The organism is Ramlibacter henchirensis (assembly GCF_004682015.1).
Classification (GTDB): Bacteria; Pseudomonadota; Gammaproteobacteria; order Burkholderiales; family Burkholderiaceae_C; genus Ramlibacter; species Ramlibacter henchirensis.
In genome coordinates this window covers 427,426-439,883 of sequence record NZ_SMLM01000001.1, presented here as the reverse complement: position 1 = coordinate 439,883, position 12,458 = coordinate 427,426, and the positions used below count along the sequence as shown (strand labels likewise).

At 70.4% G+C, this 12,458-nt stretch carries 14 protein-coding genes; 7 read left to right on the top strand and 7 right to left on the bottom strand.

All coding sequences use genetic code 11. From position 1 onward, the window contains the following. Positions 1–182: 182 nt before the first annotated feature. The 3 genes from EZ313_RS02245 to EZ313_RS02235 all read left to right on the top strand — a co-directional run bounded on the left by EZ313_RS02245 (position 183) and on the right by EZ313_RS02235 (position 2,092). Positions 183–566 carry a hypothetical protein gene (locus tag EZ313_RS02245; protein WP_167772471.1) on the top strand — a complete coding sequence of 128 codons (384 nt, stop codon included), beginning with the start codon at positions 183–185 and terminating at the stop codon, positions 564–566. Positions 567–832: 266 nt separating this feature from the next. Further along, positions 833–1,084, top strand: coding sequence for a hypothetical protein (locus tag EZ313_RS02240; RefSeq protein WP_135261595.1), 252 nt, complete (start codon positions 833–835; stop codon positions 1,082–1,084). 51 nt (positions 1,085–1,135) lie between these two features. After that, positions 1,136–2,092, top strand: a complete 957-nt coding sequence (locus EZ313_RS02235; RefSeq protein WP_135261594.1) for a pseudouridine-5'-phosphate glycosidase — start codon at positions 1,136–1,138, stop codon at positions 2,090–2,092. Here EZ313_RS02235 and EZ313_RS02230 read toward each other — a convergent pair. Further along, positions 2,058–2,792, bottom strand: a complete 735-nt coding sequence (locus tag EZ313_RS02230; protein WP_135261593.1) for an ABC transporter substrate-binding protein — start codon at positions 2,790–2,792, stop codon at positions 2,058–2,060. The two genes, EZ313_RS02235 and EZ313_RS02230, sit on opposite strands and share 35 nt — an antisense overlap. Before the next feature lie 115 nt (positions 2,793–2,907). Here EZ313_RS02230 and EZ313_RS23150 point away from each other — a divergent pair, with 115 nt between their 5' ends. After that, positions 2,908–3,066, top strand: a complete 159-nt coding sequence (locus EZ313_RS23150) for a hypothetical protein (protein ID WP_167772469.1) — start codon at positions 2,908–2,910, stop codon at positions 3,064–3,066. 22 nt (positions 3,067–3,088) lie between these two features. On the opposite strand, the gene EZ313_RS02225 is transcribed toward EZ313_RS23150, so the two are convergent. The 3 genes from EZ313_RS02225 to EZ313_RS02215 all read right to left on the bottom strand — a co-directional run bounded on the left by EZ313_RS02225 (position 3,089) and on the right by EZ313_RS02215 (position 6,142). After that, positions 3,089–4,078, bottom strand: a complete 990-nt coding sequence (locus tag EZ313_RS02225) for an MBL fold metallo-hydrolase (RefSeq protein WP_135261592.1) — start codon at positions 4,076–4,078, stop codon at positions 3,089–3,091. 128 nt (positions 4,079–4,206) lie between these two features. Next, positions 4,207–5,226: a DnaJ C-terminal domain-containing protein gene (locus EZ313_RS02220; RefSeq protein ID WP_240788608.1), complete on the bottom strand. Its 1,020-nt coding sequence runs from the start codon at positions 5,224–5,226 to the stop codon at positions 4,207–4,209. A 178-nt stretch (positions 5,227–5,404) separates the two neighbouring features. Continuing rightward, positions 5,405–6,142: a response regulator gene (locus EZ313_RS02215; RefSeq protein WP_135261590.1), complete on the bottom strand. Its 738-nt coding sequence runs from the start codon at positions 6,140–6,142 to the stop codon at positions 5,405–5,407. A 173-nt stretch (positions 6,143–6,315) separates the two neighbouring features. Here EZ313_RS02215 and EZ313_RS02210 point away from each other — a divergent pair, with 173 nt between their 5' ends. Both EZ313_RS02210 and EZ313_RS02205 read left to right on the top strand, forming a co-directional pair. Next, positions 6,316–6,519: a hypothetical protein gene (locus EZ313_RS02210; RefSeq protein WP_135261589.1), complete on the top strand. Its 204-nt coding sequence runs from the start codon at positions 6,316–6,318 to the stop codon at positions 6,517–6,519. After that, positions 6,516–7,706: an MFS transporter gene (locus tag EZ313_RS02205; RefSeq protein ID WP_135261588.1), complete on the top strand. Its 1,191-nt coding sequence runs from the start codon at positions 6,516–6,518 to the stop codon at positions 7,704–7,706. The genes EZ313_RS02210 and EZ313_RS02205 overlap by 4 nt, the downstream gene beginning before the upstream one ends. Here the strand turns inward: EZ313_RS02205 and EZ313_RS02200 are convergent. Beyond that, on the bottom strand, positions 7,669–10,065 hold the full coding sequence (locus EZ313_RS02200; protein WP_135261587.1) for a PAS domain-containing hybrid sensor histidine kinase/response regulator: 2,397 nt from the start codon (positions 10,063–10,065) through the stop codon (positions 7,669–7,671). The two genes, EZ313_RS02205 and EZ313_RS02200, sit on opposite strands and share 38 nt — an antisense overlap. A gap of 153 nt (positions 10,066–10,218) precedes the next feature. On the opposite strand from EZ313_RS02200, the gene EZ313_RS02195 reads away from it, so the two are divergent. Continuing rightward, positions 10,219–11,028 carry an alpha/beta fold hydrolase gene (locus EZ313_RS02195; protein ID WP_135261586.1) on the top strand — a complete coding sequence of 270 codons (810 nt, stop codon included), beginning with the start codon at positions 10,219–10,221 and terminating at the stop codon, positions 11,026–11,028. 36 nt (positions 11,029–11,064) lie between these two features. Here the strand turns inward: EZ313_RS02195 and EZ313_RS02190 are convergent, their stop codons facing one another. Further along, complete coding sequence (locus EZ313_RS02190) at positions 11,065–11,442, bottom strand: hypothetical protein (protein WP_135261585.1); 378 nt, start codon at positions 11,440–11,442, stop codon at positions 11,065–11,067. 24 nt (positions 11,443–11,466) lie between these two features. Continuing rightward, on the bottom strand, positions 11,467–12,447 hold the full coding sequence (locus EZ313_RS02185) for a tripartite tricarboxylate transporter substrate binding protein (protein WP_135261584.1): 981 nt from the start codon (positions 12,445–12,447) through the stop codon (positions 11,467–11,469). Between the last annotated feature and the right edge of the window lie 11 nt (positions 12,448–12,458).

Sequence of the window (12,458 nt, the reverse complement as noted above, 5' to 3'; positions counted from 1 at the left end):
TCCCGCCCGCTAAACCTTCGACGATGCAGGCCTGCCATCTGGTTGGACATCGGTGGCATTGCGGATCGGAAGGGGACTTCCATACTTCGCCGCCCTCGGTGATGCACACCAAGGCAGGACAGGCGGGCATTGAGCGGCCCGCCACCGTCCGGGATACAGCCCGCCGCTCGAAGGAGAACTTCATGAACCGCAATGTCCAATCCAGCCTGATCTTCACCGGCACCGCCGCCGCCGCACTCGCGCTCGCCGCAATGAGCAGCGTCGCGTATGCCGACGACATCACGATCGACCCGACGCCCTTCGTCAGCACCAAGAGCCGCGCGGAAGTGCGGGCCGAGGTCCTGGGCAAGGCCGAGCAGATCCGGATGGCCCATGGCGAAGGGGGCCCGATGGAGATGAACCGCGCACCGTTCAAGAGCAGCCTCACCCGCGCGCAGGTCCGGGACGAGTACCTCGCCTCCCGCGGCGAAGTGAAGGCGTTCACCGGTGAAGACAGCGGGTCGTCCTACATCGCGGCCATGCAGCCGCGCAGGAGCGGCATGATCCTTGCCGAATCGGATCGCTGAACGCCCCGCCGGCGTCGGCCGCACCGTTGCACCGCGGCCTGGCCATGCACGCGCAGTCGTGCATGGCCATCTCGCGCAGCGGTGCAGGCTCGGCCGCACGAAGCAGGAAAACGAGTTAGCCCGAAACGACTACCCATTTCAGGGGAGCCTTCCCAGGAATCCGGATGTGACAGATCACAAATGCCCTTTCCACACCCACGCCCGCCCGCAAACTGGTGAAGACTTGAGCGCTTGGAAGCGTCATTGACATGGTTCATCGAAAGCCAGTGGGGCACCCGTCGTTCGTGATGGGCTTGGGTGGCTTCCTCGGAGGCGTGGCCGCCGGCGTCATCCACGCCGATTTCCTGGGCTTCCTCTTCCTCACGCTGGGCGCCACCTACGGCCTCCTCGCCGCACTGGGCCACATCCACAATGCGTATGCCGGTTCGCAGCTGGGGCAGGTGATCGGCCTGTCGACCGTGCTGTCGATGCCGGCGGGATTCGCCGGCATGCTGCTGGCCAGGTCGCTCTGGGGGTAAGGTGACGGTGCCGGCCGGATGCATTCTTCCGCGCCCGGGTGCCCCCGATAAATGACCTCTCCCCTCGCCGAATCCTGGTTGGTCCGCAGCGCGCCTGTCGCTGCCGCACAGGCCGAGGGCCGGCCGCTCGTGGCGCTGGAATCGACCATCATCGCGCACGGCATGCCGTACCCGGAGAACGTACGCACCGCGCGCGAGGTGGAGGCGCTGATCCGCGGGATGGGCGCGGAGCCGGCCACCATCGCCGTCATCGGCGGGCGCATCCGCATCGGCCTGTCCGACGAGGAGCTGGAGCTGCTGGGCCGCTCGGGCCGGGCAGCGAAGGTCAGCCGGCGCGACCTGCCGGCCGTGCTCGCCAGCGGCGCACTTGGCGCCACCACAGTCGCCGGCACGATGATCTGCGCAGCGCTTGCCGGCATCGAGGTCTTCGTCACCGGCGGGATCGGCGGAGTGCACCGCGGCGCGCAGCAGACCTTCGACATCTCGGCGGACCTGCAGGAGCTGGCCAGGACGTCGGTGGCGGTCGTCTGCGCGGGCGCCAAGTCGATCCTGGACATCGGCCTGACGCTCGAATATCTCGAAACGCACGGCGTGCCGGTCCTCGGTTGCGGGCAGGACAACTTCGCGGCGTTCTACACGCGCGACAGCGGCCACCCTGCGGACTACCGGATCGATGACGCAGCGGAGCAGGCGCGCTTCATCCGCAGCAAATGGGACCTGGGCCTGGCGGGCGGCGTGGTGATCAGCGTGCCGGTTCCCGAAGAAGCGGCCATGCCCGCGCAAGAGATCGATGCGTTGACGCAGCAAGCGCTGGATGAAGCCAGCGCGCAGGGCATCACGGGAAAGGCTGTGACGCCGTTCGTGCTGTCGCGCATCAAGTCGCTGACGGGAGGGCGCAGCCTCGCCACGAACATCGCGCTGGTGAAGCACAACGCCGAGGTGGGGGCGAGGCTGGCCTTCGCGTTGTCGGCCCTCAGCGTGCCGCGGGTGCCACGGCCGCGCCCGTGATCCCGTGCCGTTGCAAGGCGGCTGCGACTTCGCCGCCGGCCTTGGCCTCTTCCACATAGGCGGCGAGCACCGCGGCGGCGGCCTCGCCGCGGCTGCGGGGGCAGCCCATCGCCTGCTGGATCACCATGAAGCGGCCGGGCAGCAGGCGCATGCCGCCCAGACGGAGCGCGTCCGCCTCGAGCTGCTGCTTCACGCCCGCTGCGACATCCGCGCCCTGCTGCAGGAACTGCTCGACCACCGCAGGCGAACTGGGTGCGTGCAGGATCGTCGCCTGCTTCAACTCGCGCGAGAGGAACAGGTCGTACGCACTGCCCTTGCCGACAACCACGGTGGTGCCGGGCCGGTCCACCTCCTCGTTCGATGTCAGTGGCGAGTCCTCGCGCACCGCATAGCAGCCCTCGATCAGCACATAGGGCGCAGTGAAGCGGATGCCTTCGCCGCGCTTCGGGTCGATGGCGAAGAAGCCGATGTCCGCCTGCTCCTGCGTCACGGCATCCACCGACTTGCCGGCTGTCTCGAACACGACCAGTTCCAGCTCGACACCGAGCATCGTGGCGAAGCCGCGGGCCAGGTCCACCGACACACCCCTGGCTCCATTTGCGGCATCTGCCGCGGCGAGGATGGGGTTGCCGGTATTGATGGAAGCGCGCAGGCGGCCGGTGGGCGCGAACGCGCGAACGATGTCGGGGGAAAGGCTCATGTGGTGAGCATACGTAGCCCGGGCCGGGGGGCCTGGAAACAGTTGATTGCCCAGCTAGCCCGCGCAGGCGCGCGGCCTAGCATCGATCGCTTTCCAACCGACAAGGATCCCTCGCATGAGCAAACGCACGCGCTACGGCGACAACAGCAAACGGCAGCAGCCGGTCCAGCAGCAACGCGCCGAGGCAGCGCGCCAGGCCATCAACCAGAGCAAGCAGGCCAAGAGCGGCGAGCAGCAGCCGCAGGAGCGCTCCGCAGCGAAGAAGAGCGGCTGATCTCAGCCGATCGTGCTGGACCTCACGCCAGCATGAACCGCACCCGCTGCGCCCGCGCGCATTCCCCGAGCGTGCGCAGCGCGCGGTCGACGGCCTCGGGCCCGCGCACATAGGGATTGCGGCCGCTCGGGTCCTTCCGGATCGCGGCGAGGTTCTCGACCGTTCCATCCCAGCCCGGGTGGTTGCTCAGGAAGGTGTCGACCGGCTCGCGCTTCACGACACCGCGCATGCGTTCGGTCTGGGCGATGTACGAGTCGAGCCGGCCGAAGTCCTTGCCGAAGTTGAACGACGTGCCGCCCCACATCAAGGCCTTGTGGGTGCGGCCTCCCGCCTTCGCCTCGATCATGGGAGACAGCGTTCCGAGCGTATGCCCCGGCGTGACGTAGAACGTGATGGTGGTGTCTCCCAGCGTGAGCTTGTCGCCGTCGTTGACCGCCATGTCGCGCTTGGGGGGTCGTCCCCACTGCGGCGAATCGAATTCCAGCTGGGTTTCCATCATCTGCCAGTCGAGCGCGCTGGCGACGACGCGCATCTTGTATTTCTCCACCAGCATGTTCGCGCCGCCGTAGTGGTCGCCGTGTCCGTGGGTGACCACCAGGTACTTGATCTGCGCCGGGTCCAGCCCGAGCTTGCGCATCCCGTTCTCGATCAGGCCGCCGGCTTCGAGCGCGTTGTTCAAGGCGTCGATCAGGATCAGCCCCTGGCTGGTCTTGATCACCCACGCACTGACCCAGGCCGATCCCACGTAGTAGAGGTTGTCGAACACCTGGGCCGGCTCCGGCGCGGGCCGGGCGATCTGGCGCTGCAGCATCTGCTCGATGGCCGGGTCGCCCGGTGCGGCGCGCTGCGCGGGCTGCGGCTGGCACACGGGCATCAGGAACTGCAGGTCGGTGCCCGCCAGCTCGCGGGCTCGTGCGACATGCGCGTCGACGGTCGCCTGCGTCGGCGGCGCAGGCGGGGTGCCGCAGGCGGCGAGCACCACGGCGCTGGAGATCAGGGCGCGACGGAACATGGTTCCACTCCTTTCTGGGGCGGTCCAGCGCCCGCAGGCAGCTGGACAAGTCCATCGCCGGAGCGCGCAGCGATTCTGCTACCGGCGACGCCGGCGCGGGGTCGCGCCCGGCGGCCGATGACCGACGGTCAAGGCTGCGCCGTCGCGCCGCCGATCCTGGCCCGCCAGCTCGTCAATCGACGCTTCCAGGCGGCCATGCGATCGCCCGCTTCCGTGCCGGCCGCCCCGGTGTTGCCGGCCACCAGGCGGTCGATGGCGGCCTCCTGCTGCGGACTGAACTCCTGCGGGAACAGCGGGACGACGGTGACGATGCAATCCCCACATTCCGCCGCGTCCTGCCAGGGCAGCCCGGCCCCTTTGATGCGGTAGTTCAGGGTTCCCCGCCGCAGCCGCATCTGCTGCAGCCCTCGCGGCGTCGGCACGTCGATCCAGCGGCCGGCGATCCAGGCGAAGCCATCGACGGGCAGCTCGCACGTCAGCGTCCCGTCGGGCTGGACGTGGAAGAACTCGTGCGCCTTCAACTGCACGTGCACGCGCAGCGGCAGAGGCCGCCCCTGCTGTCCCCTGCCCTGCACCCGGGCCGACACGTTGAGCACGCTGCCGCCCCGCAGGCCCGGCGGCAGCTCGACGCGGCAGCGGTACTTCCTCGCGGGCGCCTTGCCGCTCGCGTCGCAGGCCCTGCAGCCCTGGCGCGTGCTCCCGAGCCCGCGGCAGGCGCCGCATTCGGTGGTCGGCGACATCCAGGCGAACCAGAGAGCCTGCCGCACGCGCCCCGTTCCATCGCATTCGGGGCAGGCCGTGGGATGGGGTTGCAGGCCCGTGCCTGCGCAGTCGGCGCACTCGTCGACCACCTCGCCCCGCAGCTCACGCACGCAGCCGCCGGCCACCTCCTCCAGCGACAGGTCGACCGTGTGCTCCACGGGCGCCTCGTGCTGCGGGGCGGGCTGCTCGTCTTCTTCCTCCGTGGCCGCCTGCTTGGACCGGCGGATCTCCTCCAGCGCCCGGTTGATGCGCTGGATCTTGCGGAGCGCATCGGGGCTGTCGTTGCGGTCAGGGTGCCAGCGCGCGGCCAGGCGGCGCCAGGCGGCCTTCACCTCGGCGTCGCTCGACCCCGGCGCGACGCCGAGTTCCCGGTAGCAGTCGTCCACGTCCAATGCGCGCTCCGTCCCCTGATGTGCCTGAGCGCGGGATCGTACGGTGCGGAAGGCTCAGTTACGCGCGACGCGCTGGAGCAAGCGCCGTTCTCCCGCAATCCGTGCAGTGATCACGGTCGGAGTTGTTCCGGTGCATGGGGGCCGCAGGCGAAGCAGCTCGCCGCGGTCCCGGTCAGCGCCCGTCAGGCACGAAGACGTAGCCCGCGTTGCGCACCGTGCGGATGAAACGCGGCTCGCCGGCCGGATCCGGCTCGATCTTGCGGCGCAGCCGCGCGATGCGGATGTCGATCGAGCGGTCGAACGGCTCCCATTCGCGGTTGCGCGTGTTCAGCAGCAGCTGGTCGCGCGAGAGCACCCGGTTGGCATTGGCCAGGAACACCTTGAGCAGGTCGAACTCCATCCCCGTCAGCGGCAGCTCGCCCCCGTCCTGGTCGAACAGGCGGCGCGCGTCCAGGTCGAGCATGCAGCGGCCGACGGCCTGCCGCGCGGGCTCGGCCGCCGGCGCATTCGGCGCAGGCGCCGCCGCCGTGTCGGGCTTGGCCTGGATCCGCCGCAGCACGCTCTTGACGCGCGCGAGCAGTTCGCGCGGATCGAAGGGCTTGGGGACGTAGTCGTCGGCGCCGACTTCCAGCCCGACCACGCGGTCAACGACGTCGCTGGACGCCGTCACCATGATGATGCCGACGTCGTAGCGCTCGCGCAGGAAGCGCGCGAGCGACAGGCCGTCCTCGCCCGGCATCTTCACGTCCAGCAGCACGATGTCCGGCAGCTCGCGGTCGAGTGCCTCGCGCATCTCGGTTCCCGACGCGGCCTCGCTCACCGCGAAGCCGTGCCGGTCCATGTACTCGCGCAGCATCCCGCGCACCGAGACATCGTCGTCCACGACCAGCAAACGGGTGAGCTGCGTCATGCGGACGATTTTAGGGAGGCGCCCCTCGCCGCCGCTTCCTGTTACACGGCGGGAACACGCCGCGTGCACCAGCACAAAGCAGCAACACGAAGGCGGGCGAGCGCAGCGTTGGCGTTACCGGGGTTTCCGAGACTGGCTCCAACGCCGCACAGCGCGGCTTCGAAGGAGCCCTCATGGACCACGCCCGCGCCTCCGTCCGCTACCAGCAACTGATCGAAGCCTCGCCGCGCGTGCGCCGTGAGATGGAACCACGCTTGCGCCAGGTGCTGTTCGGCCTGCCCACGCCGGAACAGGCCGCTCGAACCGGGGCCGCGCTCGCGCCGCTGACGTATGCGAAAGCCGCGTCGTCCGGCTCCGATGCGCGGTGGGCGCCATGAGCGCCGCCGCCTGGCGTGTCGCGCTCGTGGCGGCCGCGCTGACCGCACTCGCGCAGGGCGGCCGGCAGGTGTTCGGGCTGTTCCTGTCGCCGCTCAACACCGCATCCGGGCTCGGCCTCGCATGGATCAGCCTCGCGATGGCGGTGGGACAACTGGGGCTCGGCCTCTCCCAGGCGATGATCGGCGCGTGGGCCGACCGCAGCGGACCGATGCGGGTCATCCTGCTGGGCAGCCTCGTGCTGGCCGCCAGCACCGCGATGCCCACCGCGTCGCTGGCCGGTCCCGTGCTGTTCGCTTCGCTGGTCACTTCGGTGATCGCCGGCAGCGCAGTGGGCAGCAACGGATTGCTACTGGGGCCGGTCAGCCGCGCCGCGACGCCGGCGCATGCAGGGCTCGCGATCGGCATCGTCGGCGCCGGGGCGTCGCTCGGCCAGCTGCTGCTCGGGCCGCTGCTGCAGTGGCTGATCGACGGCGCGGGCTGGCGCACGGCGCTGCTGGCGCTCGCCGCCCTGAGCCTGCTCGGCCTGCCCCTTGCGACTGGCCTGCGCGAGCGTGGGGACCGGGCAGTCCCCGCGCAAGCACGCGGTTCCATCTCCGACGCGCTGCGCGACCGCGACTTCTGGAAGGCCGCGTTGAGCTTCGCCGTCTGCGGGCTGCACGTCGCCTTCCTCGGGGCGCACATGCCCGGCGCCATCGAACGCTGCGGATTCCCCGCGGCCCTCGCCGGTCCCTGGATGGCGCTGGCGGGCGCGGGCAACATCGCGGGCAGCGTCGGCGTCGGGCTGCTGATGCGCCGGGCCGATCCCGGGCACCTGCTGGCCGGCATCTATGCGATTCGCGCGCTCGGCATCGTCGGCTTCGTGCTGTCGCCATCGTCGGTCGCAGGGCTGATGCTGTTCGGCCTCGTGATGGGCGCAAGCCACATGGCCACTCTGCCGCCCACCACTGCGCTCATCTCGCGCCGCTTCGGGACGGATCGCCTGGGCGCCCTGTTCGGCGGCGTGATGCTGGTGCACCAGGCCGGAGCCTTCATGGGGGTGTGGCTCGGAGGGTGGCTGGCCGGACGCAGCGGCGGCGACGGCCTCTTTTGGATGATCGACATCGGCTTCGCCTTCGCGGCCGCGGCGCTGGTCTGGCCGCGCGGCCGCCTCACTGCGGATGCAGCAGCGAGATCAGCGAATCCCTGAGGACGCCGGGATCGACGGGCTTGCGCAGCGCGCAGGAGATGCCGCTTGCCGCCAGCTCGTCTTCCGCCACCAGGCCGGCATTCCCCGTCACCAGCAGCACGGGAAGGTCCGGCCGCAGGCGGTGCGCTTCCCGCGCCAGCTGCAGGCCGGTCATGCCCGGCATGGTGAGGTCGGTCAGCAGGAGCTGCGGATCGACCGGCGGCGAGGCCAGCCAGCGCAACGCGGCGACCGGATCCCGCACCAGCGTGACATTCAGGCCCCAGCTGCTCAGGTGTTCGTTGAGGTAGTCGCCGACCACCGGATCGTCCTCGACGAGGAGCACCTGCGCGCCCGGCAGGTCGCCGCGCACGAGCGACGGCGCGCGACGCTCCCTTGGCGGAGCATCGCCGGGAGGGTCGGCGGCCGGCAGCAGGACGCTGAAGGTCGATCCCTTGCCGGCGGCGGTGTCCACCAGGATGTGCCCGCCGTGGTCGTGCACGATGCCGTGCACCATCGCGAGCCCCATGCCGGAGCCCTGGCCCGGCGCCTTGGTCGAGAAGAACGGGTCGAAGATGCGGTCGAGCAGCTCGGGCTCGATGCCCGTCCCGGTATCGGAGACGCTCAGCTCGACCCAGCGCGCGCCATCGACCGGAGCGTGGCAGGACGCGCATTTCAGGTCGGGCGCGTCGCGGCGCCCGAGGCGCACCGCGATGCCCCCGACGCCCTGCATCGCGTCGCGAGCGTTGATGCAGAGGTTGAAGAGGATCTGTTCCAGCTGGACCGGATCGGCCACCACCCAGGGCTCGTCGGCCGGGAGCTCCGCTTCGACGTAGCGCGTGTCCAGCGTGATCGTGGTGGGCAAGGTGCTGCGCAGCAGGCGCAGCGTCTGGCGGGTGAGCGGCGTCAGCGCCAGGGGCCGCGGATCGCCCTTCTGGCGCCGGGCGAACGCCAGCATCTGCGAGATCAGGTCGCGCGCACGCTGCGCGGCCAGGTGCGCCTGCCCGAGCTGGCGCATCAGGGTCGCATCCTCCAGCTGTTCGGCGCGCTCCTGCCCGAGCACCACGTAGCCGATCACGCTGGTGAGGATGTTGTTGAAATCGTGCGCGATGCCGCCGGTGAGCTGCCCCACGGCCTCCATCTTCTGGGCCTGGCGCAGCTGCGCCTCGAGGGCGCGGCGCTCCGCTTCGGCGGCGCGCCGCGCGGTGATGTCGCGCACCGCCAGCAAGGCATGCGGCCGGCCGCGGTGGCTGAAGGGCATGGCGCGCAATTCCGCTTCGAAGCGGGTGCCGTCATGGCGGATGGAGAACGTCTCGACCGCGACGCTTTCGCCCGCGAGCGCGCGCCGGACGATGGCGCGCCGCTCGCGAACGTAGTCCTCGGGCAGTTGCGGCGCATATCCCTGGCCGACGATGTCGTCGCGCGAAAAGCGGTACATCGCCAGGCCCGCCGGGTTCACGTCGACCACGTGCATGGTGTCGTCCCACAGGAAGAGCGCATCCGAGGAGGCCTCGAAGATCTGGCGGTACTGTTCCTCGCGCAGCTGGAGCTGCTCGACGGCGTTCTTGCGATCGGTGATGTCGCGCGCGAAGGTCAGCAGGACCCGCCGGTCGCCCAGCACCGCCGGCCGCACGTTCACCTCGTCCCAGTACAGGCGGCCGTCCTTGCTGCGGCGCCGCCACTCGAACGTGGGACAGCGGCCCTCGCGCGCGAGCTCGACATAGCGCCGCGCCTGCTCGCGGGTGAAGGGCTCGCCACCGCTGAGGTCGCCCGCGCGGAAGCCGCGCATCTCTTGCGCCGTGTAGCCGTAGGACTCGCACGCCTGGCGGTTCACGTCGAGGATGGCGGCGGTGTCCCAGTCCAGGATGAGGATGGCGTTGTCGGACGCATCGAAGATCGCGCGGTAACTGGAGCGCGACTGGTCGATGGCCTCTTCGATGCGCAGGCGGTCCACCTCGGCGGCAGCGCGGCCGGCGAACACCGACAGCGTCGCTTCGAGTTGCACCGGATCCCGCAGCGGCCGCCGCGACATCACCGCCACGACGCCCAGCGGGCTGCCGTCGCGGCTCATCATGCGCAGGCCGGAATAGCTTTCGACGCACAACGCGCGGGCGCCGTCGTCCTCGGGATAGCGCTCCTGCAGGCGCTCGGCCACCGTCCGCTGGCCTTCGTGGAGCACCCACTCGCAGGGGCCGCCGCGCAGCGGGTACCTGCGGCCCCGCACGTGCCCGCCGTCCCGGTGCATCGACAGCACCTGCAGCATGCCCGGCTCCTGGGGGTCCACCTTGGCGACGAGCGCGATCTCGACGCCCAGCAACGCGGTGAGCAGGCCAGTCAACTCGTCGAACAGGGTGTCGCCGGCGGCAACGGGGGCGGGCGTCATCGGGCCAGTCTACGGCGCGCTGCCTGCGCCGCAAGGGCGCGCACCCTCGCGGTAACCAGGCGGAAACAAATCAGCAACGGGGCGCCGCGTGCACGGGGCGCCGCCGTTACCTGCCCCGGGGATGCTGCGGATCCCGACCACGAGAGGAACCCCATGTACACCGCCTCCCCGATCCGCCCGTTCTTCCGCCCCACGCCCATCGTCGCGATCCACAGCAGCGCCAGCAGTCCGCGCCAGTGGAACGGCTACGCGGAGTGGCTAGATCCTGCCGCGCCCCTGCACACGCCCTGCCTACTCGGCTACGAGTCGGACCAGCAGTGGACCAACGGCTCGCCCGTGACGCTCGAAGCCGAGGCCGAACACGTGCTGCCCGAAGTTCGCGCGCAGCACGGCGTGCACCTGGTGGCGCATTCCTACGGGGGCGCCGTGGCGATCCAGGCCGCGCTGCTGCGGCCGGGCCTGGTGCGCTCGCTGACGCTCTACGAGCCGAGCGCCTTCCACCTGCTGGAGCAGGACGAAGGCAGCGCCGCGCACGCCGGGGAGATCCGCGCCGTCGCCGGCCGCGTGGCGTTGTTCACCCTCTCGGGCCGGCACTTCGAAGCCGCGCAGCTGTTCGTCGACTACTGGTCCGCGCCGGGCGCCTGGGCCGGCATGGCGCCGACGCGCCGCGCCGATGTGGCGCGCCGCATGACCAAGGTGCGCGCCGAATTCGGTGCGCTCTTCCATTCGCGCATGGACGTGTCGCAGCTGCACCAGGCGGGCATTCCGGTGCGGATCGTGCGTGGAGAAGATTCACCGGCGCCCGCCCGGCGAGTGGCCGAACTGCTGCACCGGAAGCTGCCGCAATCGGAGTTGCTGTCGATGCCGGGCCTGCGCCACATGGCGCCCCTGGTGAACCGGGCGGAGCTGGCGCCGCTGCTCTTTCCGCATTCGCTGCGCGTGGAGGAGCGTCTGGCCGCCTGACCGCAGCGACGACAGGCTCGCTCCGCAGCGCGCCTGTCAGGCGGTCAGCCAATCGATCGCGGGGGCCAGGCTTTCGAAATTGCACAACTTCAACCCGGACTCGCGCGCGAAGCGTTCCCCCACTCCCGTGTTCTGGGCAGCGGACAGCACCACGGCGACGCGATCGACCCGGCCCAAGAGGCTGGCGGCCACCAGGCCGATCTCTTCTCGATCCCCGTCGGTCCCTTCGAAGTCGACGGCCAGCAGGTCGAAGAGGAACTGGGGGCGCTTGGCGCGACGGGCGATCTCGCCACCGAACCAGAGTGCGCTACAGATCTCCGTGGCCGTCGCGGGACCGGAGCAGGCGATGAGCACCATCGACGGCCCGTATTCGACCGAGACGGTGAACATGCCCCTGGAATTCGGCTTGACCATGTGTCCTCCGTTGACGACGGTTCTTCAGGACGCGGGGGTGTGCCCGATGCTGTCCAGGATGCGTCCGGTGCGCTCGTGCTCCCGCCGCATCGCGCGCCGGAGATCGTCGGTGGTCTGCTGCTGCGCCGCCACCTCCAGGCCTGCCGTGGTGAAGGCGGCCAGCAGCTCGGGTGAGCGGAGCGCGTCGAGCACCTGGCGGCGCAGTTGCGCCGCGGCGGCTGCGGGGACCTCGGGCGTTGCGAACAGTGTCATCGCGACGGTCTGCGTCAGGTCGCCGTAGCCGAGCTCCGCAAAGGTCGGGACGTCCGGCAGCAGAGGCGAGCGCCGGGGCGACGTCACGGCGAGTGCCCTCAGGCGTTGGGCCCTGACATGCGGCGCGGAGGTGGTGATGCCGTCGAACATGAACGGCACCCGGCCGCCGACGACGTCTAGCAGCGCCGGTGGCGATCCCTTGTACCCCACGTGCTGCATGTCGAGACCCGCTGCCCGGCAGAACTGCAGCCCTTTCACGTGCGAGATCGTGCCGGGCCCGAAGGATGCGTAGGTGACCTGCCCGGGCCGGGCCTTCACGTAGTCCAGCATCTCCTGCAGGGTCCGCACGGACAGGTCCGCATCGGCCACCAGCACGATCCCGATCGATGCCAGTTCCACCAGCGGCACCAGGTCCTTGAACGGGTCGTACCGCGGCTTGATGGTGTACGGCACCTCCGTCACCAGTGAATTGGGGGACAGCAGGAGGGTGGAACCGTCGCGCGGCGCGGACAGCAGGACTTCCGTGGCCACCGCGCCGGCGACACCGGGCCGGTTGTCGATCACCGCGGTGAGACCGGCGGTCGTGTGCAACGCTTGCGTCAGGGCGCGGGCCACGAAGTCCGCGGTCCCGCCCGCAGGAGCCGGCACGATCAGCCGAAGCGGCCGGCGCAGGCCGGGCTGCGCCGGCGCCGGCGACGCTGCGCAGGCAGCCAGCAAGGCCAATACACAGCGGCGCGAAGGATGAATGTTCATGGGGGCCTGGC